The organism is Paenibacillus sp. FSL M7-0656, from assembly GCF_038003225.1.
GTDB classification, from domain to species: Bacteria; Bacillota; Bacilli; order Paenibacillales; family Paenibacillaceae; genus Paenibacillus; species Paenibacillus amylolyticus.
Genome location: NZ_JBBOOT010000001.1, coordinates 3040503 through 3064335, shown reverse-complemented (window position 1 = coordinate 3064335; position 23833 = coordinate 3040503). Strand labels below are relative to the sequence as shown.

The following is a 23833-nucleotide window of genomic DNA, read 5'->3' as shown; positions in this document are numbered from 1 at the left end:
TTCAAAAGTGTAGACAAGTTTCCTCAAGGTAAACACCAAACGAAGAATACAAATAATCTAATTGATTACTATATGTATCATTTTATTGTATAATACTGGTATTAACTCTTTGGAGGGATGACAATGGCAAGAAATTGGTCCATAACCGTAGCACATTGTAATCACCAAGTAGATTTTACCCCACGTTTGCAAGACCATGATATCTCCACACAACCTAGTTCCAAACATACTCCTGCTTACCACATGCTACGTACCACAATAATGGCCTACCACCAACATGCTAAGTATCATCTCAAACTTGCCGCCATCATGTGTAATCACAATCAGTTTAAAGCCTGCCTAATTCTATGTGATTGGGCTCTAGCTTCCATGATTAAGGCGCTTTATATCCATAAGTATCATTCAGTTCATCCCCCCAAAGAACTCACCATGAATGAAATCTTGCCTTTAGTGCATACGGACACTGAACTCGGATTGGATATTGCATTGTTCATCGGCACGATGCAACATATGTCATCTTTGGAGGATTGTCCACACGATCAACCACTAAAACTAAACAACATCGAAAGTCTTATTCAACGAACGGAAGAGATATTGGATGATCTATCTGCACGTTTGATGAAGGATTCATCAGAGTAAGATGTTTTTTTAATTGATCATTTGGGTTAAATGTTTGATTTATCTGTGTTACGCTTACAAGATGTCATCATCCAAATAAAGGATATATGATGCAGAGATTAAAAAGGATGCTCTTTGCTTTGCATCTGGAAAGTAGGTGTACATTTTGAAAAGAGTAATTGCTATCGCGTTTTTCATATTATCTATAATGGAATTGGCTACATTAATCCTAATTGGTAAAAGCATGATGATTGGGTATATGGAACCGAGTACGTTTAGCGGGATAATTTCATTCCCACTAGGCGCTACGTACCTCTCGATCTGGATGTTCTTTTCACGGCAAGAGTTTACCGGAGGACGAGTCGCGGCACAGATCAGTTTTACAGCGGCATTGTTGACGGCGTGCCCGTTGGTGTGTTTGTTAATTATTTTCTATTAAATCAAGAGAATAAGAAGATTTCCTTTAAATTAGGACCTATGAAGTACGTTGTTGGAAATATTGTTGGTGAGAAAGGAAAAATCAGGATGTTAGAAGGGTGTATATACATCAAGCTTCTGCTAACATGGTAAAATCCTATTTCAAACGCGGAGAATGATATGAGTACAATTAAAGTGACACCAGAGCAACTGTTGTATGTATCCAGACAGATCGAGCAGGGTAGGCAGCAGTTGGAGGGTATACGTAATGACCTGACCGCACGGATCGGATTCATCCAGTCTCAGTGGGCGGGAGCAACACAAGAACGATTTTTCTATGATTTTCAGCAGTCACGTTCAGTACTTGATCGAGCACTGGAAAGTATGGTTAAGTCATCCCAAGATCTGTTCGCGATTGCTGAGAGATTCGAACAAGCAGATCAGGAACAGGTGAGCTTGGGAGCCGTTGCTGGACAGATTGCTGTCCATACAATGATGAACCATAATATAAGTAACACAGAAGAACAACGACGAATGGTATATAACCCTTTGTTTGGAGTTAACATGCCTGCCAGTGAAGCAGAGGATGGGATGCCAGGGCAAAAGGAGTTTGTTAAGTATTGGGAACAGGGTGGTACCTATGAGGAAATGAGGGCTGGGCCTAAGCAACCGGTGTCTAGTGGGGGAGATATATATGATGAACAGATCAGCGCATTTAAGGAAGGTCATCATCCCGTAACTGGAGAATCCATACCTGCATGGCAAGCAGCAGTTTCTATTGGAGGTTTACAGACTGCTAAGCTCGTGTTGGCTTTTACAGGAACGTATAATAAGGGTTATAAGGTTCCGAAAGAGGGATTAAGATTACCGAAAGACAGAAAAGTAACGCCTAGTCACCTTCAAACCAAAATATTGCACGATAACCCAATGGTCAGCAAAACGAACAAAGGATTAGAAGTGGAGTATACTAACCAAGCTGGAAACAAAATCGTTTGGGTAGAGCACAATCCCAAAAATATTACCAATGCTATAGAAGCTGCAAAACATAGCCGAGACACAGGGAAAGCTGTTGAAGGAAAAGTTGGTGAATTTGTAGATCGGCATGTCGGGGTAACTGGATTTGGGGTGGAAATTAAAAATGCAGAAAATAAATTAAGAGTTACGGATTTGGATGTTGTAACGAACTCACAAATTATTGAAGTGAAAAAGTCAGCGGGAGCAGTGAAAACAGACCAAATAGATAGATTAGTGGATATGAATAATAAAGAATTTTTCAATTACAAGAAGAAGGAAGTTATTTTATATATAGACGCGCCACTAGAAAATACGGGTCGAATTGCATCTGAGAAAATCGATTATATTGAGAGCAAGGGTGTCAAAGTGGTTAACTCGTTAGAAGAATTAAGGGAGGTACTGAAGTAATGGCATCTGCTTTTGTTTTAGTAGAAGAAAATAGTAATATTCCCATTGAGCGTTTGATCCAGGATATACAAGAAGCTTGTCTGGATGCAAAGTTAACTTTAGTTTTTGGAATTGAAGATACAGATTCAGAACAGAACATGAAACATTGCTCCTTGGGAATAACCTTTTCAGACCAAGAAGAGTTGGGCCATAGTGAGCAAAAGAATAACATCAGAGTCGATGTATATGATGAACCTGTTCAATATCAATATAGAGAATTGGAATGGAGAGATGATGGGAGAGTATATTTTAACACGCTGATTTTAGATGAAGTTTATCAAAATGAAGAGGTTACTCTAATCTTTCTATATCATTTTCTTATGAGACAGCCACAGATGGTTATATGGATCGAGGATGACTGGATATATACCTTATCTGATCTGGAGAAAATTTTGAAAACTACAATTCAATCCGAATGGTGTTATGTGAATCCCGATTCGATTTGAGTATTATGAGACATAAAATCAACAGCCCATGATTCGTACTCTCAAGTGAGGTGGGTATCGTGTCAAAAAGTATTTATCTAAAAAGCAAGAAAGAGGTGCTTATGCCGGAACTTATGGCGTATACCTTGGCCAAATTAGGTTCGTATGAATGGAATAGAACAGAGATGTATAATCCGAATCGGATATATGAGAAACCTGCGGGTTTTTATTTTAGATTCCATAACGCTGATCAGCTTTACGAGGAATTAAAGCATTGTATTCAGCACTTTAAGGGAAACCTTGAGTGGATGATCTATGTAAGTCCTTTAACCAAAAATCAAAATTATGTCATTGAGCCAGCGGATGTGCACCATGCTAAACAAACTGAGGCATATCAAGTGAATTTGGAACTTGAGGAAGTGCTTCAAGATTCATATAAAGAAATCTGTGAGCAAGCCATTCAAGACATTCCATTGTTATGTAATCATATTGAGCAATGGTTTGGTTTGGAACATAAGCAACTACATCCGCCTACAATACCGAATTAATGTGATATGAAGAATTACCTGATGTAAGAGGGTCTGTATTGTGCAAAGTTTAGAAATCATTTTAATTGATTTTAACAAAAATAATCTGGATCGATTCATTAAGAATGATTTGAACATTCAGGTGGATCGGATCAAAAGTTCTCACTTTTATGATAACCGTAGTAAAAACGATATTGAATTTCAGCAAATAGAGAGCCTTGAAGAGATTCTTTCTCCTAAGGGAACGGGGAATATATTATTATCTCAGCTTAACCTAGGTCATACCTATAACGACGTGATGATTGTGTTTTCATTCGATGAGGAATCTGGAGATATCGTTATGAATTTTCCTGAAGAGGAGTTGTTCAGCGGAGAAAATTCAGAGACAACGTTAAATGCTCAGAAGTTAATAGAGTATATTCTTGATATTAAGAAGAAGTATGCAATTGAAAAAGTTAGAATCGGTTATGAACCAGCTATGGATGATGACACTTGCTTGGTCGAGATTGATAAAGAAATGATGGATACGAATGCTATTGTTGCGAAACTTTTGGGGTAGAATCCTTCTGACTCCAGAGCGGGAGTCGAACAATCGGACATACGTATAATCGAGAGCCCGCTTTAACTCGAATATGAGTAGTCATGGGTTGTTTTTATCTCATCATTCCATCCCAACTACTTTACAAAATCAACCCATCGCTCTTCATGGCAAATGGTATAATGGCAAAAAGGGAGATTCTGGCGCAAAGCTGGAAAACCTCCACAGCAGAAAGGATGTTATACCACATGCCTACATACAACAAATTGGTGCGGGACAAGATCCCGCATATTATCACATCCAGCGGTAAGGAATTACGGACGCGTATTCTTGACCGGGAGGAATATAAGCAAGAATTAAGAACGAAGCTGAGTGAAGAGTCTGAAGAATACATGAGTGCAGCGAGTGATCAGGAAGCTTTGGAAGAACTAGCTGATATGCTGGAGGTCATCCGGGCGCTGGCGGAGGTGCATGGAGCGAATGCGGCGCAATTGGATAAGCTACGGGCGGACAAGGCTGAGGCACACGGTGGATTCCAGGAGAGAGTGTATCTGATCGATGTCGACGAAGCTTAACGTTAAACTCATTACAGATAACTTGGCAGACGAACACATTTCCCGGATGCAGCATGCATCCGGGATTTATATTATGACGTCCTTTATAATGCAGTCTGGTGTAAAGTTGCTTGCTCCGCATTTGAAACGGGCCAGAACGTGGAGCCGAGGTGCGAATGCTCGCAGGAGATTATCTGTACATAACACAGCCAGAAGGATTGCGGGCGCTGTGTAAGGTTGATCCACGAATCGAGACACGGCTGTGGCGAAGTATGGGCACTTCTTTTCACCCGAAAGCGTATCTGTTCGATCATGACAACGGGGAAGGACTGCTGATTGTCGGCTCGTCTAACTTTTCGTTCACGGCGCTCAAGACGGGGTATGAATGGAATCTGGCGATGAATGCGGAAGCGGAGCCGTATACGTTCCAGATGGCTTTGGACAGAATTCATGCAGAGCTTCTACCACGAGACAACCTTGCCGGCGTGGTGGATGAGTTCCATCATGCGGCGGCGAAGACGTATATGCCGGTGATTGAGCATTTTCAGCCTAAGTTCTTGCTGGGCGTTACGGCGACCCCGGCTGGCGCCATTTCAATATTATGGGGTATTCGACGACACGGATTATTCGTAGATTCGCTGGATCGGCACGAAGTATGATGAAGAACAGCTCATGAACGTTCAACTTCAAGAGGAACATGTGGAAACGATCTATGCAGCCGAAGGAAAGTCACACTGTGTTATCATCGACCTGATAGATAATTACCGCAATGCAGATGTGAAGCTTAGCCTGCTGGATGGCATTCATTTGGATACCCGAGTGGTGAATCTGCTTCAGGAGTTAAGCCGCAAGCGGGTGCCACGCCGCGAGAAATTGCATCAGGATTTTCTGGGCGTCAAACGAGAACTTGGACGCCTCCCGACTTATATCAAGGGACAAGAACATTGTGTCATTGCAGATTAGATTGTTACCTAGTTAATATAATGTCAGAGCTAAAGTGATGAGATAAAAGCACAAATCGCTCTCTGAAGATAAAATCTCCGGTTCACTGTTTAAGAAAGTGGACTTTAGAGCGTGATATTTAATCTGTTCCAGTAAACCAACGAACAGGTTAGCTTACTTTAATACAAATGAAGAGCGATTAAACTTGTACGGATTGCCGGAAAGGCAAAAATATAACCTGATTAACGAATTTCTAATTTAAAGTTTCTAAGGATGAAATCTATAATTTTGTTCCTGAAGTTGCAGATCTTTATTTATTCTATCGCATTTCAGCATAATCAAAGTATTCTGATGAATTCAGCAAATACTTTTTACATGTAGAGCTTACCGTAATCAAAGACAGAACGTTTTTTAGATGGATTTAGGTAAAGTATTTGACATCTGGTTACGGGCTACTGCCGCTTCGCAGGCGCTTCTTCCAAGTTTTTTTAACTTTCCTACGACCATACTTCTGACATAGATGATAATTTACAGAATTTCATGATGAATTACACAGCTTAGTGTGTACAATAAAAAAACATTATTGGTAATATTATGTACATGTTTGCGCTTTAAATTCTTGCTGTTCGAATTTTCCGGATTATGAGATAACAACATTTTGTAGTGGGAGGTTTTTTTATGAGAAGGACTTTTGTATTCATTCTGACTTCAATGTTGTTACTTGTGGCATGCTCAAACTCAGGTCATAATGAACTTCAAAGTTGGGCATTTGATGTCGTAACTTGGGAGAATGGGATTTACAAGGTGACAACTGAAACTGTTACTACAACTGATGTGGAAATCGAAATTGGAACAATTAAAAAATACTCTACAAATGAAAGTAATAAATTACCGAATCTGTTCTCCAACAAGTATAAAAAAGGGACAAAATTATTTAAAGTAAAAAATGTAGAGACAGACGATTATATTGCAGTAAAAGATAATGAGACTTACTATAGAGCAGTAAAGATGGATGGAATGAATACAGCGGCCAATTAAGGCCGCTGTATTCATTCCATCATTTTAATGTGTAGATTCCTCTATAAGTGTCAATTCAGAGATGATCTTTAGACTTTGTAAATTTATAAGCTGCTCATTACTCCTTCAGGTCCAGAATGCGTGTAGGTTCATTGTATGAAAGTATCTTTCAAGGTACTCATCAATTTTCCAGCCATGAAGCAAGAAGTAAGAACGAAGTTGCAAGAAGAATCGGATGAGTACATGAGTGCAGGAAGCGATCAGGAAGAACTGGCCGACATGCTCGAAGTGATCCGAGCGCTGGCGGAGGTGCATGGAGCGAATGCGGCGCAGTTGGATAAGCTACGGGCGGACAAAGCCGAGGCGCGCGGTGGATTTCAGGAGAGAGTGTATTTGATCGATGTCGACGAAGCTTAACGTTAAACTCATTACAGATAACTTGGCAGACGAACTGATTGCCCGGATGCAGCATGCATCCGGGATTTATATTATGACGTCCTTTATTATGCAGTCTGGGGTGAAGCTGCTTGCCCCGCATTTGAAGTTGGCAACAGAACGTGGGGCAGAAGTAAGAATGCTCGCGGGAGACTATCTGTATATCACACAGCCCGAAGGTTTGCGGGCACTTTGTGAGGTTGATCCACGAATTGAGAAACTGATTATCGACATGCCGATGTCTATGTGGAGCGGGGCGAAGGGTAGCATGAGGCGATTCGAAGAGACTATACTTCTTTACTCTCCACATAAACCATAATCGCTTGATACAAAAACCTCAAAAAGTCCTCATCACCAAACTGATCAAAATAACCCGCATAGCGACGATCCGTCGTATAGGTCTCCGCGATACATCTCAGAATCTCAGCATCACAGCTCATAAATTGTTCCAAGCAACTCTTCCATTCACGCACTAACGATTGCACCTCACGAGAAGCAGGGGACCGATCCTGATGTTTCGCCAACTCCCGAAATACCTGCTCCATGTTGACCGAGAACTGCTGGTAAGCTTGTTCTTGCTCTTCCGCAGACAGTTGGTTCACATTGGCTTCGAATTCCTGATATTTCTCGGTGTCTCCATATACAAACCTCGCCTCGGATTCATATTGTTCTTGAATGGACAGAATGGAAGAGTCGTCAAACAGATGAAGATGAGAGATATCCGTCCCATCTACATACTCATCCAATTGATGGATGATGGTTTCGAGCTTTTGTTTGCGTTGAACGAGTGTGCTGCGGTGCTCTCTTAGAATATCTTTTTGTTCTTCTTTGGAAAGTTGCATCATGGCCGCAATGTCTTTTAATGAGAAATTCATTTCTTTGAACAACAGAATCATCTGCAGATTCCCCAGTGCCTCTTGATCGTAATACCGATAGCCATTGTCTTCGACTTTGCTCGGTTTTAATAGATCTGTTTTATCATAATAATGTAATGCACGTTTGGTGATGCCAGTAATCTGAATGATATCTTTAACGGTGAAATAGGGTGTCTTCATTCCAAAATTCCTTTGTTTCCGCAAGGATAACACTTGCCGGAGTGATGGTGGCTTCGGTAATCGGTGTACCTGTCTTGTTCAGATAATATTGAATTAAGTGATAACCGCAGGCATAGCCAGCCGCATAGGGCATACCTACGGGAGTGAAATTTTGCATTATGGCAAGTTCATCGCCGTATAGATACGGATTAATCTGGTCAAAACCGGTGACATGCAGCTGGTCTTTCATTTTCGGCTTGATAACGTTGTTCAAAGTCTCCATATCCGTTTTGGCTACCCAGGGGCCTAGCAACTCTTCTCCATACAGGGATGTCGCAAAGCTCTCAGCCAACCCCTCACTAACCACCATCTCCCCAAGCGTAATCTGTGGATTCCACTGGATATATTGATACCTCACGTTATGATTGCATTCATGGGCCAACACCGATTGCATACGAGGTAGAGTATATCCATTGGGGATCAGGTTCGCAATAATATAACCAGGGATTCCACCATCTCCGCTGATGCCTTCGTTCATCTTCAGTGAAGGGCTGTTCTTATCGCCTAATAAAATTGTATATAGATATTCGGAGACCGATAGCTCAATCCCGTGATCCGTAAAGGTCGATAGACTCGTACGAACGGCTTCATGACACTGTTGCCAAAATGCTTCAGACGAGATCGCTGCTAACGATTCGTTAATCTCAGGTGTGATATCTGCTGGAGCGATATTCATAAAGTTATTCATCATAATCACGTCGAAGCCGTGAGGTTCTTGAGATCGAAACGGGATCTGTTGAATGTTCCATTTGTTCATGAATGGACTCATCATTCGCTCGCGGTATAACTCCACTTTCTCATCGGGTGCGGCCTGGATGACCTCTTTATAGATTTGATCTGAACGTAACGCGGTAATCTTCATCCTTAGTCTCTCCTTCATGTAAGCTTGAGATCATTATCAAGTATGACCTTACGTTACAGTCAAGCGTTGATGTTACGCTGCTGGCTCTCAGAATGATTCTTCATCTTCATTGCGAATATCAGACCAGACAGGATATAGATCAGGCTTAACAAGAGGTAAGGGAGTTGCAGCGAGAATACGCGATCAAAAGTCGTTTCACTAACCCGCACCAATATTCCGCCGAGAAGCGTACCGATGGCACTAATGCCAAAGGACAAAAAGCGAAATACACTTCCGACCCGGCCAAGCATCTCATTAGGAACGGAACGTTGCAGGATGGAGGAACGGGTAACATTGTAGACAATAATGAAAAATGCAGCACAGAAGTACAGTCCGCCTACCATATACGCATTTGTAGTTAGACCCACCACACCGTAGATGATTCCCATGCACAAAATGGAAGAGAGAATCAATTGTTTTGTACTCCATTTCTTGCGCATATAAGCAACAGCCTGGCTCCCCACGATGCTGCCGATGGTTGCAATGGAGATGAGAATACCGAATGCAAAAGCATCCAACTGAAGCACATCTCGTACAAAGAAAATCTGAGTAGCGAGAATGATCGAATACATCAGCGTAATGGTAACAGATAGAATGGCTAGTCCACGGAGAAAACGATCATGATAGACATATTGAATACCGGACCACATCTCGCGTTTCCAATTTTTCATCGGGCGAACTTCCTTCTTGGTTGTTTCCGTATCCCCTGGATAGAAGTTTCCCTTCAAACTGATCAAAAAGAGTAGAGCAATAACAGCCGTTACGGCGTCTATGGCAAAAGGAAAAACAATATGCAGGGTGATAATAAACCCTCCCAGGGCAACGCCCAGAATATCACTCGTGACTAACTGTCCGGCGGTGAACTGCCCATTCGCTTTCTCCAATTTACTTTCATCTACGAGTCGAGGGATGACCGTCTGCACTGTACTGTCGAATACCACTCGGCTAAGGCCAATTCCAAACATGAACAGAGCCAGAATCGGAATGCTCACCCACCCACCCCAGATACATAACGTCAGAGCAAGTAGAAGCATCATTCGCGTAAAGCCTGCCCCAATCAGCATATGTTTGCGTGAGTAACGGTCGATGAGAACACCCACGGGCAGACTGAATAGCAGCCAGGGTAAACGAAGTGCCGTCATGGTGACAGAGGCGTACAGCGTATCGCTTGTAAGGGTTGATATGAGCCAAGGAACCGCAGCAAGTGTAAGTCCATCACCCAAAAATGTAAGCGAAAAAGCACCGAATAACTTGGTATAATTCGATTTGATTTTCATCGTTTCCTCCACGAATAAGATGAATAGCATAGCAACATTGACTTTGGAAAATAATGTGTTTTCACTTAAACTAAATTTAAGTTATTGCAAAATGGTTTTCAATCCTATTTTTACAATAAATAACTTCACAAAACGCTTACAAACTTTCAATTCTACCCTACCTTTTCCGCTGTGAAGCTGAGATAATGGGAGAGGAATAAGGTATGAAACAGACGCGACAACCATGTTCATCAACAGCCCAAAAATAAAAGCTGCATATCCATAGGAGGATTATTAATGACGACACAACCATTGAATCTGATCCAATCCACGGAGGGCCAAGCGTTGCTTGCCCAAATGTATGGACAATCACAAGTAGAGGAACAGACTGCACGTTACACGAAGCTGAACGCAACGTTCGAAGAATACTTTGGCGCGCAAGAAGGAAGCAAGTTGTTCAGCGCGGCAGGACGTAGTGAGATTGGCGGCAATCACACGGATCATAACCATGGTAAAGTACTGGCGGGCAGCATTACGCTGGATACGATTGCAGTGGCTGCACCAACTGCGGAGTCGGTTATTACGTTTTACTCAGAAGGTTATGACAAGAAATATGTAATCGATCTCACGAATCTTACGCCAAATGCGGAAGACGATGGCACAACAGCATTGATTCGCGGTATGGCTGCGGGATTCGGAGAGTTTGGACACCAGGTTGGCGGCTTCCAAGCGTACATCTCCAGTAACGTATTCTCGGCATCAGGACTCAGTTCATCGGCGTCATTTGAGATGCTGATCTGTACGATTTTGAATCACTTCTATAATGACGGTGCACTGGATGTTGTAACCTTGGCCAAGATCGGTCAGTATGCGGAGAATCATTATTGGAACAAACCTTCCGGTCTGTTGGATCAGATGGCTTGTGCGTACGGCGGACTGATTGCCATTGATTTTGAAAATCCTGCACAGCCGGTCATCGAACCTGTTCAGTGGGATTTCCAACAAAACGGTTACTCATTAGTCATTGTGAATACTGGTGGTAACCACGCTGATCTGACGGAAGATTATGCTGCTGTGCCGTATGAGATGAGAGCGGTTGCTCAGGCGCTCGGCAGTGAGTATGTTCGGGAAATTACAGCAGACGCAATCTATGCCAACCTTAAGAAGGTTCGTGAAGCTGCTGGGGATCGTGCCGTGCTGCGTGCGCTTCATTTCCTGGAGGAAAACAATCGTGTCGATGGTCAAGTTCAGGCGTTGCGGGATGGACGTTTTGCTGATTTCTTGAAACTGATTATGGCGTCCGGTAACTCATCATGGAAGTGGTTGCAGAATGTATATCAGAGTGGTGCTGTGAAGGAACAGGAGATTGGCATCGCGCTGGCACTGACCGAGAATTATCTGCAAAACCTGGGTGATGGCGCTTGTCGTATTCATGGTGGTGGATTCGCAGGGGTTATTCTGACGATCCTTCCGAACGAAAAAGTAGAAGAGTATATGTCCTGGATGCACGACATGCTGGAAACGCCGATTATCGTCGTTAATGTGCGTGCACAAGGCGCGGTATGCCTGAATACATTGATTGCTAACGCGAGCTAAAAATCACTTGAATAAATAGTTCTAGCATAATTCAACGAAGTCCGGGCTATGCCCGGGCTTTTTAGATTGTCCATTTTTTTAAAAAACTTCAAACCTTGAAGGTCTGTAATGTGTTATTTAAGTAGTGGCTATATCTCAATAATGTTCTCATGGGAGGAAGGATCAGATGATTACACCTACAGTGGCTGGGCAGGAAGAGGCTCAATTATACGAGGAGTTGCGGCGTGCGATCGATGAATTCGAAGAGGGCGAGCAGCGGCAAATAGTTCTGAGTCGGATGGTCAGACAGCTCAGGTTTGCCAAGTGGCGCAAAGATCGGATGCGCAAAGTCGATACATACTGCCAAAGGATCAAGCCCGCGACACTTTGGATCATATTAGCCACAGGCGCACTTGCACCAGTCTTGCTGTTTAGCATGTTCATCTGGGTTTCGTTGTGGGTGGAATGAAGCTGTAGTAGAGGGATAACAATATAAAGTTAATAAAAAGAACCGTTAACCATCGGATTTTCGTATTCCGACTGTAACGATTCTCTGAACTATTTTTTAGATTAGTGGGACATTTGCGTAGATTTACCGTCTAAAGATTGCACTTGTCCCTGAATATACTGGTGGTAATCGCGGAAGCTGCTGATGTGATGCAAAGAATCGGAGTTCTCAGATTGGATCTTAATTTTACCGTCCTGAGGCAAACTTTTCATCTCAGCAATGACGGATTTGGAACCTTGGATATCACCGGACATGTCCTGGATTCGCTGTAATAATGCCGGATGTCCTTCGTGCTGGAGCATTTCTGCTAGGGGTCTCATCTCCTCCAACTTTTGGCTCGATCGTTCAAGTGTGGTCATCACTTTGTCCCCATCTGTACTTGCGCTAAGCGAAACCATTCGGTGAATATGGTCTTTCTCCATACGCTCAAGCGCCTCAAGGTGGGAAGCTTCCAGTCGTTTGGGATCGCTCCAGCTCTCCGACCGAACGGTGTCATTCTGCTGCTGAGAAGCATTATTCGCAGTGCCATTACCACATCCCCATAACAGAGTTGAGCAGGTTAACACGGCTCCAACGGCGATGATACTTTTTAACCTCATGCTGTCACTCCTTCGATAATTTACTTATGGTAGTATGAGCCGTAAATTGGTAATTATGCATGTAAATAAAGAGATGAGTAGTGACTAACATTGAGGATTATTAATTCTTAGGGGAGTATTAAGGTCAATGGTTGGAGGTCTTTTTAATAATCAATAAGGAACGAAGTGTTTATATTTCCATATATATACTGTAAAATCTTCTGATAAAGCTTATTAAGCTGAACGATACGATTAGGAAATCAGGAGGGTGCATGAGTAAGAGGAAGAATGAGAAGCTTTTCAATTATTTATTGTTTTTTTTAGTTTTGTATGGAATTAGTTTGTTAATTTGGCCTATAGCTCTTTTTGGACTAGGTATGTCTCTAGCTGCACCGTTTCCGCATACATACAATACTTCCCGTGATATATTAGTTAAAATTCTTTTTACATATCCTTTGGGCGTATTATTTGCAATTTTTTATTGTGGGATTAGTTACGAGAATGGAAGATTCAAAGCCCCTTACTGGGTTGTTCATGTTCCATTGCTTTGGCCTGCTTCATGGATCATAGTCGAATACTTAGGATTAACATTTGGTTTTTAAAGAAAAATGGATTTTTCTCTTATCAACAAGTAAAAAATACAAACACCCCTTATCCGGCCGCATACCGGACAAGGGGTGTTTCACATTCTTGCTACACTTTCCGTTTATATTTCCCTGTATACGGGATGGTGAGATGGATTTTCAGATCTTTAATCGAGTCTTCGGTAAGCATCATCTTGCTCCCGTTGTTTGATAATTTACGCCAGAGTTTCGGATTTTTGCGATACAGCTTCTCCTGAAGACCGTAAATATCCACACCACGCTCAAGGCCGTGACGATAGGTCTGCATGATCTGCTCCCGTAACTTCACTTCACTAATCTGGATCATCTCCTCATAAGAGGTGGGCACCAGGTATTCGTACAGGGCGGTGAGGTAGTGGGCATCAATGTTGAACGTAACGTCTTCACCCTGAATGACAGGTTTAATTTTGATCTTTGGTAATCCTACACTGAGCGCCCCGTAGATCGTTCCATCCTTCTGCACAAGCAAGGGAGCACGCCGCATGTCCTTGATTAGCCAGTGATAACCGGGAAGCTGACTGCGTGGAAAGTATTCAAAGTCATAGCCAGTCTTTTCGAAAAAGGCCCCTTCCACCAGAAACAAATCATGTTTCTTCTCATTCTCAGCCCACTGAGTATCGTTCAATGCAATACTTGGCAGATACGTCGTGGTAGCGGGATCATTATGTGTTGCAATGAGCTTAAAGCTAAGCACAGGCGGGTACAACGATTCTTCCATGTACGTGGGAAGTGGATTGTGAAGAATGCTGTCCAGTGGCGACATATTATAGATGGACGTTGCACTAAGAATTTTCTCCAGAGGCGCTCGTGTTCCATACACCCAGGTTGTATAACGGGATTCTGGAAACCGTCCCAGCATGTCGAACACTTCTTTGATATGTTTGCTGGTCAGCACACCTTCCGCCATAACAATGGCTGTCACATGCCCCCAAGCCATGTGTAATTGAGCCGTACGGAACAGCTCGTTCAGCGCCAGACTCATGGTTTTCCCTTCGGCATGTCCGACCCATACAGGCGGTGTATCTGCACTTTTGGTTGAACTTTCACTTTTGGCGACACTTGCAAAATCCAGCGTTTGTACATACAGATGATACATGCCGTCCTTATAATCAATCCCAAAGGCTTTGGCGTAGTCTACCTGTTGAATCTCAAAGGCACTCCAGCACCCACTCGTCATCACGCACATCGATAGGCTTAACAGACCTAGCATATATCGCTGTAACAAGTGTTTCATCGTTCGTTCCCTTTCTTGCGGGGCTCCTGGGTCTCGAGATAGACGGGTCTTCGTTTACCTAACCCCTTTGGCAGTTTGAATAATGAAGCTATCGCTTGTTTGAAATGAAGCGGTGTTAACGGCGTGAGATATGGAATGCCAAATGATTTGAGATCGGTCAGGTAGATGAGGAACATAATCAACGATAGGATGAACCCATAGATGCCGAGGGATGCCCCCAGGACAAAACAAAGGAACCGCAGGATCAGCACAGAACTGGTCATGACCTGATTCACAATGGTTGCTCCAGCTACGACGGTAACTGCGATGATGACAATCATGAGGGGAGAGACCATGCCGGCTCGAATGGCGGAATCTCCGATAATCAGACCTCCAACGACAGTTAATGTCTGGCCGATGGCACTTGGCAAACGTACCCCTGCCTCACGGAACAGCTCCATCAGCAGCATAATGAGAAACATCTCCATTCCCGATTCCATCGGAAGTCCCATGCGTCCAACTGAGATCGTTGCGACTAGAGGAAAGGGGATCTGATCCATATGAAAGGATGTCAGCGCAATATAGAATCCGGGCAGGAACACGGTGATCATCAGGCCAAGAAAGCGCAGCATCCGTCCTACGTTCACAGGCAAGAAGGGAAAGCTGGCATCCTCCGGGGATTTGAGCAGAAGAAACAGATTGACTGGCCCAATGATGGCGCTGGGATTGCCGTCTACAATGAGGATAAAACGTCCATTCAGGAGACATTCTGCAGCAAAGTCAGGCCTGCCCGTATAATGGGTGACGGGAAACAAAGTAATCTTCGAAGGCGACAGCAATTCTTCCAGTTCATTGGCGGTCAAGATGCGTTCGGTCTCAATCTTACGCAACCGATCCTGGACGTCTTCGATTAGCTCCGGATTGGCGATATTCTTGATATACATCAATGCCACCTTGGTTGCAGAACGTGTACCGATCAGTTCGATATTACAGGCCAGTTGGTTCGTACGCAGACGGGTGCGTATCAAGGCAACATTAACGGCAAGTGGTTCAATGAACCCATCTCTTGCCCCGCGGATCGAAACTTCGGTGGTCGATTCCTCCGGTGTCCGAGTAGGGATGTTAGATATATCAATACTCCACATGGTTTGCAGGGATGGTATACAGACTAACATATGACCTTCAAAAACACGGAGAGACATCAGTTCAGTTCCAAATGCCGGATCTTGCAGATCCATTCGGGTCCAATCCAGGCTGATGCACTTTTCAATGTCGGATGTACGGATAAAGTGTGTATTTTCATATGTTCGTCTGAGTTCAGGGAGAATAATATCGTAGATCGCTTCACTATCTACCATACCGCTGCAATAGGTCATAATGAGTTGCATCGGAGGTTCTCCGATCATATGACTATTGATGATGACATCATCAGATCCGGCAAAAAAGGTATTCAGGTTATGCTCGTTCATTCGGAACGGTTCAACGTCAGGATTATTCTTGGGTTGGGTTGAGATCGGCACGTTTGGGAGCCTCCTTGTCCTTTTTGTGGATTAATGCGGCAATGGTCAATATTACGGTAACGATGGATACATAAGCGAGCATGACCGGGAACTGAATATGGTCCACATAATAATCCACGTAATCAATGCGCCACCATTGCATCGCCATGAAGCTCATGATGACGGTAATGGTGAGAATCGCGATATATCGTTTCTTCGGTCTGCGGAAATTCAGCAGATCCACGATGAGATACATGGATATGGCGACCCTTGCGAAGGAACCACTGAGCCACTGATAGATGGACAGAAAATCAACGTGTTGCAAAAGTTTGCCGATATTCACAAGTTTCCATTGCTCATAGGGACTGTTTCGTTGTTTGGCTGCTTCTTCGGGACCAAATTCCACGATGGCTCCGATGGTTGGTCCGATCGCCATACTGAGCATAAACACGCCAAGGATCAGAACGTGCCACCAACGAATTTTGCCTTTGACTTCATGTTGGAATAACATAAGAATCCAGATTTCCATAAGCCCGGCAAGAGAGTAGATCATGCCCCGCCACACGGGACCCATGCCGTTCTCCATAATCGGGAACAATAGACTGTAGTCTTTGTATTTCATATTGGCGGACATTACAAAATAACCTAGCAAAATTACAAAGGGCAGTAGCAGACTGGAAGTCATCGCAATGGAGCGTATGCCTTTAGCCGCTGCCCACGCAGCAACCAGTGCTCCGCCACCTGCCAGAACATAGGGAGGTGTGAATTGAAGATACGTGGATACGGTCCAGTTGGTTGTCTCATACAACGTATGTGTGCCAAGCGTGAACAGCAGAATGGAAGCGGAGATTCGGAAGATCCAGGAAGGGACCGCCCCGAATTCTCGCGTAATCCAATCTGTTAATCGCTGTCCACGTACTCGCCGAATGATGATATACATCATACATAGAAACAACATGAAAAAAGGGCCAGCCGCCACGACAGACAACCATCCATCCCTGCCTGCTGCTTCGAGAATTCCTGGAATGGACAAGACATGGCAGACCAGTCCGGCACTTAATAAAATGATGGAAAAGGACAACCAAATGGTAATTTGACCTTTTTCACGACTCATGCGAATCCTCCTTTCCAATGAAGGAAGTTTCCGTTAGGTTGTACAGCATACAGGAAGTTGATTCCTTTTTCAGATTTTTTCACAGAAAGCTGCAAGCGATATGGACGGACTACGCAGAAAGCTTTAACATACAGATATAGCAATGTCGAAGACAAGCACCGAGCGAAGCATAGAGAAATAGGGAGGAAACCTGCGATGACAAATACAACGAAGGCACCTGGAGAGACAAAAGTTGGCTTTATTGGTACAGGCGTGATGGGTAAAAGCATGGCTGGGCACATCCAGCAAGCGGGATATCCGCTGCATGTGTACACGCGAACTGCTGCCAAAGCGGAAGCGTTGGTGAAGGAAGGTGCCGTATGGCATGACACACCAGGCAAACTGGCTGCTGCGTGTGATGTCATCATAACGATGGTGGGGTATCCGAAAGATGTAGAGGAGATTTATCTCGGTGAGGATGGTCTCGTAGCCAATGCCAAACCGGGTTCATATCTGATTGATATGACAACATCCAGTCCGCTACTGGCTGCACGAATCTTTGAAGCTGCGGAAGCCAAAGGACTGCATGCACTGGACGCGCCTGTGTCGGGCGGTGATATCGGAGCGCAGAACGCGAAGTTGTCCATTATGGTTGGTGGTAGTTCGGAGGCCTTTGAAGCCGTGCGTCCGCTGTTTGAGCAGATGGGCACCAACATTGTGCTGCAAGGCAAGGCGGGAGCCGGGCAGCATACCAAAATGTGCAACCAGATTGCCATTGCCTCTGGCATGATGGGTGTATGCGAAGCACTTGCCTATGCCAAGACGTCTGGTCTGGACGCGGAGACCGTGTTGAAGAGCATTGCTACCGGTGCAGCCGGAAGCTGGTCGCTCAGCAATCTCGGTCCGCGCATGATCGCAGGCGATTATGAGCCTGGATTCTATGTGAAACATTTTATCAAAGACATGGGAATTGCACTGGAGTCTGCAAAAGCGATGGGCATGAAAACGCCTGGGTTGGCCCTGGCCGAATCCCTGTATCAGGAAATAGCGAATAATGGGCTGGAAGAGAAAGGTACTCAGGTGCTCTACACCTATTATCTTCAGGCTTAACAACCAAGAGAACAGCAGCGTATTCTTTTTCTATTCAGGAAAGGGTTGCGCTGTTTTTTTTCAATTTTGCGGCTTGTTTATGCGTCTAAAGTCACGAAATTGGTTAAATGTTCATATGTACTTTGCGTATTGGAGAGATTTTGATCGTTTTCCCTTTATTTTTACCCCGCTTTATCCGACATAAGTAATAGAAGTTTACATAATGAATGTGTCAAAGGATGTTATTCCTCCTGTAATGGTCACCCGTAACCCACACTATAATAGAACGGAGCTTGCCCATGTTCAAGAAAATCCTGTCTCTGTTCAAGACACAACCAGAGCTTGCGAACCAGATTACAGCCTCCGCTTCAGCGTTACCATCAACGACAACCATTCCCCCGCGTATGGTCCGTAGTAAGCGCAAGAAAAAGGCGGAAGGGGATTGGACACGCCAGCCGGAGGAGCCTAGCACAGCAGATCAGCTGATAGGTCTTCCAAGTCAATATAAAGTGCTGAACGATCTGCTCGTTACCAATCCGAAGTCACGCTCCGGTTATTCGCAGATTGATCATGTCGTGATCGGTCCTCGGGCAATCTTTGTGATCGAAACCCGAAATCTGACGACAGGTGAGATTCGCGGCGGAAGAAGAGAGGCCAATTGGTCGGTCAGCAGCAGCCGGGTCAAAATGTACAATCCACTCATGCAGCATCGTGCACATGTGGAAGCCATCCATGCACACCTCGGAGACTACAAAAGAGTACGCCTTGTCTCCATGGTGACCTTCACCAACCGTTGCCGCATCAGTGTTGATCCTGCTGTGAGGTATGTGAACTCGGATGAACTGATCATCTACGATCATGAGTTGGTGGAAACGATTCAGCGGAAGACGGAACGACTTGAGAGTGAGGTTCCCGAAACCGTATTTCAAGAGAAAGATATTCAGGCGATCTACGCTCTGTTATCATCGGTTAATTCCACGGATCCTCAGATTCGGTCAGAGCATATGGAGAAGGCCAAAGGGATCAAATAATTACGCTTCACAAACACTGTTGTCCATACGGGCGGCAGTGTTTTTGCGTTGCGGTGGTAGTTAATGCACGCCTAGTAAAAGGCTTTAGACACAGGTATATCGTCGTATACAACCGGTTTTTAACTTATGATAGAATGTAGACCATGTCCAATTGTGTGAATCAAGCATGTTATATGAAAGGATATTTTTGTAAGTAGGTGTTCAAGTCTTGGAGCCAGAGGTTAATGGTTCTCAGGAATATACATACGATAGGGGAAGATTATACGATGAAATGGAATTATACGATAAAGACGTTCACAGTTATGCTTGGTTTGGCAACGATTCTGACAGCTTGTGGTGGCGGAGCTAAAAAGACGTCATTGCCGGAGTCTGCTTCCGGTACAGAAGTTGCTTCATCAGAAACAAGCAGCCCAAATGCTGCTGTAACAGAAACCGCAGCAACCGGTTCGAAGGGGAGTGAGGAGACAGGTTCAACTACAGAAGAATCTTCTTCAACTGACGACGGCAAGATTGGAAAGGACACCACACTGGAAGAGTTGAAGCAGCAGTATGCCGATAAACTTGGTTATATCCGTATCCCGCTTACGGATCATCCGGTGCGTCGAGTCAGTGAGGAACGTTCCAAAAATATTAATGTGGCCAACTATAGTGATGCCGTTGTGGACATGAATGCAGAGGTTCCAATTCATTCCGATTCGCAGCGGTTAATTGATGATGCCTTTCCATTTTTCACAACCGTACAAGCACCTGATGAATCTTATATAAATTGGGAAGAAGCAACCAATCTGGAGCGTGCCATGGTGAAAACACTGTTTATCGCCCGTGAAGGTCTGCTAATTACTGAGGATGCGATGAAAAATAAGGATTATAGCAGTACATCATTCCAGGATTCGATGGATTTCTTCAGGGTCACAGCGAAATTTGAATCCATGGCACCTGTTGCACAGCATCCGCGTGACATTACGTTGAGTACGCTATACGACAAAGCACGCACGTCATGGGGCAAGCTTGCTGCGATGGACCCGGAGCAGGATGAAGCGGCGTTTGCCGAGATGTACAAGACGACGAGAACCGATGCCAATAATGCCATGGGGTTGCTTAATGTTCTGTTGTCTACGAATGAGGAAGAACGGATCAAAGAAGTTTACGGGGAATAAAAATGCCGTGATCCAGAGTTAATCTGAATCATCCTGGTAACATGTCTGGATCACATGCCTACAAACTCTGACTACCGCTTGAAGCGGGGTCAGGGTTTTTCTGGTTTTTTCCAAGAGGTGTATGATATGTTTTTAGGAGTAAGACATGTACGGAATATAGGTGAGGTGTGTGAAAGATGTGGTGGATGAACTTTTGTAAACGCTTTAAATTTAAAACGAAGCTAATCTTGTTTTTATCTACCGCAACGGTCTTAATCTCCGGAATCACAGGGTTGATCACCTATCGCATCCATATCGACCTGTTCAATGAAGAGGTCAGTCGCCAGTATAGTCTTACCGCAGAGCAGATTCTTGCACGTCTGGATTCCAGGGTACACGACATGTATAAAGTCACCGATTATATCACACTGAATCCCTCCGTAAAAAATGCCATCAAAGCACAGACCTCTGGCATCTCGTCCTACGATCAGATGAAGCTGGAAGATGAACTGGATGATCAGTTGTATCAGGTAAGGCTGGATGCACCGGAGATCATGGGGCTCCGCATATATGACCTGAAGGATAACATATTTAATCTCGGCGCCTTTGCTGGCTCATTTCAACAGATGGATCCTTCCTATCTGGCAGAGATGGTTCATAGACTGGAAGGAACGGGCGGCGAATATGGTTGGAATCGTTTGGGGCCGGATGCTTTCTTGCAGGAGGAACAATCCAATTGGATTCTGGCGGGACGATTAATGCGGTCTGTTGATCTGGAGACCTATGGCGTCATGCTAATTCTGTTTAACACCTCGTTGTTCGAATCGTATCTCAAAGATCTGCGACTGAATGAGGAAGTTGCTGTCTACTTGTTTGACGCAGATGGTGAGCTTCTATATGCCTTTCATAATCAGGATGCGGATCCACCCCCACTTACCGAGCTAAGCCTAGGGGCGACGGAGATCAGGGACGAGCAGGGAACAACCCAATTGTATACGAAGCAAACGTCAGACAAAGCGGGCTTCACCCTGGTCAGCAAGGTCTCACTGGCTCAGATTCAGAACAAGGGAAAGATTATTGTAAAAGTTGCTGTGTTCTCTGCGGTAGCCAGCATATTTTGCTCCTGGTTCATCATTACCGTAATTAGCGGCAGACTGTTGCGTCCACTTGCGAGTCTAGTCAACGCGATGAAAAGAGTGCGTGATGGACAGTTCGATACACGGGTACGGATCGAGACACGGGATGAGCTCGGTTTCATCGGTGAACGATTCAATGCAATGGCTTCCCGGATTGATACGCTTATACATGAAGTGTATGAGCGCGAACTCAGTGAATAAGAAGCTGAACTCAAAGCTATTCAGGCCCAGCTGAATCCCCATTTTCTGTATAACACGCTGAGCATGTTTTTCTGGAAGTTCTATATGCTTGGTGATGAGAAATCGGCTCGCCTGGTCACTGCCTTGTCCGAGATGCTGCAGTATACGCTGGAACCCGTGCAGCAACTAACGACCGTACAGGATGAGATGAAGCAAATAGATCACTACCTGCAGATTCAGCAGGCCCGGTATCAGGAAGCCTTGTCGATTGAAATTGCCGTTCCTGCTGAATTGTTTCGCTGTCAGGTGATCCGACTGTTGCTTCAGCCCATCGTGGAGAATGTTTTTGTTCATGCCTTCTCGGACAAAAGGAACAACCGCCATCTGGAGATTCGTGGCTCGCGGCAAAACGGGCATGAAGGAGAGCCGGATCTGCTCATCATTGAAATTTCAGATAACGGCTGCGGCATGCACGCATCGGTCATTGAACGCATTATGAAGCCAGTGGCACATGCCGATGAGGAACGTCAGCACATTGGCATGCGGAGTGTACTTCGAAGAATTGAGTTGATTCACGGTGAACCCTACGGTGTACAGATCGAGTCGACTGTGGGAGAGGGTACGCTAGTACGTCTTCGTTTGCCTTATCAGATCGGTGAGGACTCATGCCGGGAAATTCAGGTGACTGAAAGGAGTAGGTTCTGTTGAATGGACGTATGCTTGTAGTGGATGATGAAGCATTATTTCGTCAGGGTCTGATTCATCTGGTTCGCAATAACCCCCTCGGGTGGGAGGTCGTTGGGGAAGCGGCCGATGGAGAAGAAGCGATACAGGCTGTACACAGCTACACACCTGATCTGATCATTACGGACATCAACATGCCTGTGATGGATGGTCTAGATTTGGCCGAACGTATACACGAGAGTGGACTGGACATTATGATTATCATTTTGACAGGTTATCGTGAGTTCGAATATGCACAGCGTGCCATCCGATATGGGGCAATTGAATTTTTGTTAAAGCCTTTCTCTCTCGATGAAGCATGTCAGGTGTTACAAAAAGCACATGAACGATATCGCCGAAAACAGTCCGACATTCGGATCAGGGAACAATACAGCCAGGTGGACCGTACCGAGAGACTGCGAGAGGAACTGACTTTGTTGCTGCTCCACCATCAATTCGGATCGATAATGAATCGGATCGAGATGTTGCTAGAAGAAGCGTCCGGGATGAGCTTGTCACAAGGCAAAGCGGAGATTCATATGCTTATGAAGGTCATGACGGACTTACTGGTACAACAGCTTCAGCCTCAGGAATCCAGTGGTATGGACTCAACTGCCCCAGATCCACTGCTCTGGATTCATACCATACCTGAAGTCATCGCTTGGGCGAGATGCAAGAGCGAAGAGTGGGTGGATATGCTGATGCGGCTAACTCAGGAACAGCAGGATCATGTCGTTACACGTGTTATACAGTATATTGAAATGAACTATTCCAGCACATGCACGTTGCAGGCCGTGGCTGCCCATGTTCATGTGACTCCCAACTACTTGAGCCATTTGTTCAAAAAAGAGACAGGACAAGGCTTCAGCCAATATGTCAGCAAGCGTCGAATTGATAAGGCGAAGCTACTGCTGCACAGCACTCGGCAGAGCATGGCAGATATAGCGGAACTGACCGGGTTCGATAACTCCAGTTATTTTACAACCGTATTCAAACAGATGACGGGGGTATCGCCCCGCGAATATCGCAAGCAAGTAGCCAAGTGAAGTGCCCGGTAGCAATCCCCCTTGAACTGCTGCAGGGTCTCAAATTAAAGAGAAGCCTTCTCTTAATATCTGTTCGTTTCCAAGGTCAACCCCACCATGTGGGGTTATTTTTGCGTAGAAAATTATAAAAGGATCGTTAAATAACAAATGTTTACGCTTACATTTTTATCTAAAATACAACTATAGTACATCAACAGCAGAGAGGAGTGATGGATGTG

27 protein-coding genes and 2 pseudogenes are annotated in these 23833 nt (G+C 44.5%); 22 read left to right on the top strand and 7 right to left on the bottom strand.

Annotated elements, in window-relative coordinates:
- Positions 1–123 precede the first annotated feature (123 nt).
- The 12 genes and pseudogenes from MHI01_RS13610 to MHI01_RS13555 all read left to right on the top strand — a co-directional run bounded on the left by MHI01_RS13610 (position 124) and on the right by MHI01_RS13555 (position 7253).
- Positions 124–639: a HEPN domain-containing protein gene (locus MHI01_RS13610; protein ID WP_181586772.1), complete on the top strand. Its 516-nt coding sequence runs from the start codon at positions 124–126 to the stop codon at positions 637–639.
- A 187-nt stretch (positions 640–826) separates the two neighbouring features.
- Positions 827–1057 (top strand): hypothetical protein, encoded by a 231-nt coding sequence (locus tag MHI01_RS13605; RefSeq protein ID WP_340983364.1) that lies wholly within the window; start codon positions 827–829, stop codon positions 1055–1057.
- 158 nt (positions 1058–1215) lie between these two features.
- Positions 1216–2457 (top strand): WXG100 family type VII secretion target, encoded by a 1242-nt coding sequence (locus MHI01_RS13600; RefSeq protein WP_340983363.1) that lies wholly within the window; start codon positions 1216–1218, stop codon positions 2455–2457.
- Entirely contained in the window at positions 2457–2942 is a 486-nt protein-coding gene (locus MHI01_RS13595) for a hypothetical protein (protein ID WP_340983362.1), read from the top strand. Before MHI01_RS13600 ends, MHI01_RS13595 begins: the two co-directional genes overlap by 1 nt.
- 59 nt (positions 2943–3001) lie before the next feature.
- On the top strand, positions 3002–3469 hold the full coding sequence (locus MHI01_RS13590; protein WP_315370776.1) for a hypothetical protein: 468 nt from the start codon (positions 3002–3004) through the stop codon (positions 3467–3469).
- 40 nt (positions 3470–3509) lie between these two features.
- Positions 3510–4007, top strand: coding sequence for a hypothetical protein (locus MHI01_RS13585; protein WP_340983360.1), 498 nt, complete (start codon positions 3510–3512; stop codon positions 4005–4007).
- Between the two features lie 227 nt (positions 4008–4234).
- Entirely contained in the window at positions 4235–4561 is a 327-nt protein-coding gene (locus MHI01_RS13580) for a nucleoside triphosphate pyrophosphohydrolase (RefSeq protein ID WP_340983358.1), read from the top strand.
- A 155-nt stretch (positions 4562–4716) separates the two neighbouring features.
- Positions 4717–5199, top strand: a complete 483-nt coding sequence (locus tag MHI01_RS13575) for a DEAD/DEAH box helicase family protein (RefSeq protein ID WP_340983357.1) — start codon at positions 4717–4719, stop codon at positions 5197–5199.
- 13 nt (positions 5200–5212) lie between these two features.
- Entirely contained in the window at positions 5213–5503 is a 291-nt protein-coding gene (locus MHI01_RS13570) for a hypothetical protein (protein ID WP_340983355.1), read from the top strand.
- 657 nt (positions 5504–6160) lie between these two features.
- Positions 6161–6520 carry a hypothetical protein gene (locus MHI01_RS13565; RefSeq protein ID WP_017690437.1) on the top strand — a complete coding sequence of 120 codons (360 nt, stop codon included), beginning with the start codon at positions 6161–6163 and terminating at the stop codon, positions 6518–6520.
- 174 nt (positions 6521–6694) lie between these two features.
- Positions 6695–6916: pseudogene (locus MHI01_RS13560) on the top strand (nucleoside triphosphate pyrophosphohydrolase); the annotation flags it as partial.
- The gene (locus MHI01_RS13555; RefSeq protein ID WP_340983354.1) at positions 6900–7253 is read left to right on the top strand and encodes a hypothetical protein; all 354 of its coding nucleotides are present in this window, start codon (positions 6900–6902) and stop codon (positions 7251–7253) included. The pseudogene MHI01_RS13560 and the gene MHI01_RS13555, both read left to right, overlap by 17 nt.
- On the opposite strand, the gene MHI01_RS13550 is transcribed toward MHI01_RS13555, so the two are convergent.
- Genes MHI01_RS13550 through MHI01_RS13540 form a run of 3 tightly spaced genes read right to left on the bottom strand, consistent with a single transcriptional unit; the run spans position 7222 to position 10206 of the window.
- A complete protein-coding gene (locus MHI01_RS13550) occupies positions 7222–7989 on the bottom strand; it encodes a MerR family transcriptional regulator (RefSeq protein ID WP_340983353.1) in 768 nt (255 codons plus the stop codon). The two genes, MHI01_RS13555 and MHI01_RS13550, sit on opposite strands and share 32 nt — an antisense overlap.
- Positions 7964–8890: a DUF2268 domain-containing protein gene (locus MHI01_RS13545; RefSeq protein ID WP_340983352.1), complete on the bottom strand. Its 927-nt coding sequence runs from the start codon at positions 8888–8890 to the stop codon at positions 7964–7966. The genes MHI01_RS13550 and MHI01_RS13545 overlap by 26 nt, the downstream gene beginning before the upstream one ends.
- 59 nt (positions 8891–8949) lie before the next feature.
- Positions 8950–10206, bottom strand: a complete 1257-nt coding sequence (locus MHI01_RS13540) for an MFS transporter (RefSeq protein ID WP_340983351.1) — start codon at positions 10204–10206, stop codon at positions 8950–8952.
- Between the two features lie 276 nt (positions 10207–10482).
- Between MHI01_RS13540 and MHI01_RS13535 the strand changes: the two genes are divergently transcribed.
- Entirely contained in the window at positions 10483–11781 is a 1299-nt protein-coding gene (locus MHI01_RS13535; protein WP_340983350.1) for a galactokinase, read from the top strand.
- A 166-nt stretch (positions 11782–11947) separates the two neighbouring features.
- Positions 11948–12229: a hypothetical protein gene (locus MHI01_RS13530; protein ID WP_036672575.1), complete on the top strand. Its 282-nt coding sequence runs from the start codon at positions 11948–11950 to the stop codon at positions 12227–12229.
- Positions 12230–12330: 101 nt separating this feature from the next.
- On the opposite strand, the gene MHI01_RS13525 is transcribed toward MHI01_RS13530, so the two are convergent.
- The gene (locus MHI01_RS13525; RefSeq protein ID WP_340983349.1) at positions 12331–12867 is read right to left on the bottom strand and encodes a hypothetical protein; all 537 of its coding nucleotides are present in this window, start codon (positions 12865–12867) and stop codon (positions 12331–12333) included.
- A gap of 251 nt (positions 12868–13118) precedes the next feature.
- On the opposite strand from MHI01_RS13525, the gene MHI01_RS13520 reads away from it, so the two are divergent.
- Positions 13119–13448 (top strand): hypothetical protein, encoded by a 330-nt coding sequence (locus MHI01_RS13520; protein ID WP_340983348.1) that lies wholly within the window; start codon positions 13119–13121, stop codon positions 13446–13448.
- Between the two features lie 91 nt (positions 13449–13539).
- Here the strand turns inward: MHI01_RS13520 and MHI01_RS13515 are convergent, their stop codons facing one another.
- The 3 genes from MHI01_RS13515 to MHI01_RS13505 are packed head-to-tail and all read right to left on the bottom strand — an operon-like array spanning position 13540 to position 17295.
- Positions 13540–14703: a Ger(x)C family spore germination protein gene (locus MHI01_RS13515; protein WP_340902404.1), complete on the bottom strand. Its 1164-nt coding sequence runs from the start codon at positions 14701–14703 to the stop codon at positions 13540–13542.
- The gene (locus tag MHI01_RS13510; RefSeq protein ID WP_340902406.1) at positions 14700–16202 is read right to left on the bottom strand and encodes a spore germination protein; all 1503 of its coding nucleotides are present in this window, start codon (positions 16200–16202) and stop codon (positions 14700–14702) included. Before MHI01_RS13510 ends, MHI01_RS13515 begins: the two co-directional genes overlap by 4 nt.
- The gene (locus MHI01_RS13505; RefSeq protein ID WP_076253397.1) at positions 16174–17295 is read right to left on the bottom strand and encodes a GerAB/ArcD/ProY family transporter; all 1122 of its coding nucleotides are present in this window, start codon (positions 17293–17295) and stop codon (positions 16174–16176) included. Before MHI01_RS13505 ends, MHI01_RS13510 begins: the two co-directional genes overlap by 29 nt.
- A 195-nt stretch (positions 17296–17490) precedes the next feature.
- Between MHI01_RS13505 and MHI01_RS13500 the strand changes: the two genes are divergently transcribed.
- The 7 genes and pseudogenes from MHI01_RS13500 (at position 17491) to MHI01_RS13470 (ending at position 23615) form a co-directional block, all read left to right on the top strand.
- Positions 17491–18384: an NAD(P)-dependent oxidoreductase gene (locus tag MHI01_RS13500; protein ID WP_036606250.1), complete on the top strand. Its 894-nt coding sequence runs from the start codon at positions 17491–17493 to the stop codon at positions 18382–18384.
- Positions 18385–18662: 278 nt separating this feature from the next.
- Positions 18663–19394, top strand: coding sequence for a nuclease-related domain-containing protein (locus MHI01_RS13495; RefSeq protein ID WP_036606252.1), 732 nt, complete (start codon positions 18663–18665; stop codon positions 19392–19394).
- A 266-nt stretch (positions 19395–19660) separates the two neighbouring features.
- Positions 19661–20551: a hypothetical protein gene (locus MHI01_RS13490; protein WP_340983347.1), complete on the top strand. Its 891-nt coding sequence runs from the start codon at positions 19661–19663 to the stop codon at positions 20549–20551.
- A 227-nt stretch (positions 20552–20778) separates the two neighbouring features.
- Positions 20779–21867 carry a cache domain-containing sensor histidine kinase gene (locus MHI01_RS13485; protein ID WP_340983345.1) on the top strand — a complete coding sequence of 363 codons (1089 nt, stop codon included), beginning with the start codon at positions 20779–20781 and terminating at the stop codon, positions 21865–21867.
- A 15-nt stretch (positions 21868–21882) separates the two neighbouring features.
- Positions 21883–22095 (top strand): annotated as a pseudogene (locus MHI01_RS13480) (histidine kinase); the annotation flags it as partial.
- Between the two features lie 57 nt (positions 22096–22152).
- Positions 22153–22554 (top strand): sensor histidine kinase, encoded by a 402-nt coding sequence (locus tag MHI01_RS13475; RefSeq protein ID WP_340984862.1) that lies wholly within the window; start codon positions 22153–22155, stop codon positions 22552–22554.
- Positions 22551–23615: a response regulator transcription factor gene (locus MHI01_RS13470; RefSeq protein WP_340902412.1), complete on the top strand. Its 1065-nt coding sequence runs from the start codon at positions 22551–22553 to the stop codon at positions 23613–23615. Before MHI01_RS13475 ends, MHI01_RS13470 begins: the two co-directional genes overlap by 4 nt.
- Positions 23616–23833 lie beyond the last annotated feature (218 nt).

Bases quoted from the DNA above. Each gene is read 5' to 3' on its own strand.
- MHI01_RS13505 (WP_076253397.1), bottom strand. From the start codon at position 17,295: ATGAGTCGTGAAAAAGGTCAAATTACCATTTGGTTGTCCTTTTCCATC.
- MHI01_RS13540 (WP_340983351.1), bottom strand. From the start codon at position 10,206: ATGAAAATCAAATCGAATTATACCAAGTTATTCGGTGCTTTTTCGCTT.
- MHI01_RS13610 (WP_181586772.1), top strand. From the start codon at position 124: ATGGCAAGAAATTGGTCCATAACCGTAGCACATTGTAATCACCAAGTA.
- MHI01_RS13565 (WP_017690437.1), top strand. From the start codon at position 6,161: ATGAGAAGGACTTTTGTATTCATTCTGACTTCAATGTTGTTACTTGTG.
- MHI01_RS13490 (WP_340983347.1), top strand. From the start codon at position 19,661: ATGAAATGGAATTATACGATAAAGACGTTCACAGTTATGCTTGGTTTG.
- MHI01_RS13525 (WP_340983349.1), bottom strand. From the start codon at position 12,867: ATGAGGTTAAAAAGTATCATCGCCGTTGGAGCCGTGTTAACCTGCTCA.
- MHI01_RS13580 (WP_340983358.1), top strand. From the start codon at position 4,235: ATGCCTACATACAACAAATTGGTGCGGGACAAGATCCCGCATATTATC.
- MHI01_RS13575 (WP_340983357.1), top strand. From the start codon at position 4,717: ATGCTCGCAGGAGATTATCTGTACATAACACAGCCAGAAGGATTGCGG.
- MHI01_RS13530 (WP_036672575.1), top strand. From the start codon at position 11,948: ATGATTACACCTACAGTGGCTGGGCAGGAAGAGGCTCAATTATACGAG.
- MHI01_RS13600 (WP_340983363.1), top strand. From the start codon at position 1,216: ATGAGTACAATTAAAGTGACACCAGAGCAACTGTTGTATGTATCCAGA.
- MHI01_RS13605 (WP_340983364.1), top strand. From the start codon at position 827: ATGGAATTGGCTACATTAATCCTAATTGGTAAAAGCATGATGATTGGG.
- MHI01_RS13545 (WP_340983352.1), bottom strand. From the start codon at position 8,890: ATGAAGATTACCGCGTTACGTTCAGATCAAATCTATAAAGAGGTCATC.
- MHI01_RS13515 (WP_340902404.1), bottom strand. From the start codon at position 14,703: ATGAAACACTTGTTACAGCGATATATGCTAGGTCTGTTAAGCCTATCG.
- MHI01_RS13495 (WP_036606252.1), top strand. From the start codon at position 18,663: ATGTTCAAGAAAATCCTGTCTCTGTTCAAGACACAACCAGAGCTTGCG.
- MHI01_RS13520 (WP_340983348.1), top strand. From the start codon at position 13,119: ATGAGTAAGAGGAAGAATGAGAAGCTTTTCAATTATTTATTGTTTTTT.
- MHI01_RS13555 (WP_340983354.1), top strand. From the start codon at position 6,900: ATGTCGACGAAGCTTAACGTTAAACTCATTACAGATAACTTGGCAGAC.
- MHI01_RS13535 (WP_340983350.1), top strand. From the start codon at position 10,483: ATGACGACACAACCATTGAATCTGATCCAATCCACGGAGGGCCAAGCG.
- MHI01_RS13570 (WP_340983355.1), top strand. From the start codon at position 5,213: ATGAACGTTCAACTTCAAGAGGAACATGTGGAAACGATCTATGCAGCC.
- MHI01_RS13595 (WP_340983362.1), top strand. From the start codon at position 2,457: ATGGCATCTGCTTTTGTTTTAGTAGAAGAAAATAGTAATATTCCCATT.
- MHI01_RS13500 (WP_036606250.1), top strand. From the start codon at position 17,491: ATGACAAATACAACGAAGGCACCTGGAGAGACAAAAGTTGGCTTTATT.
- MHI01_RS13550 (WP_340983353.1), bottom strand. From the start codon at position 7,989: ATGAAGACACCCTATTTCACCGTTAAAGATATCATTCAGATTACTGGC.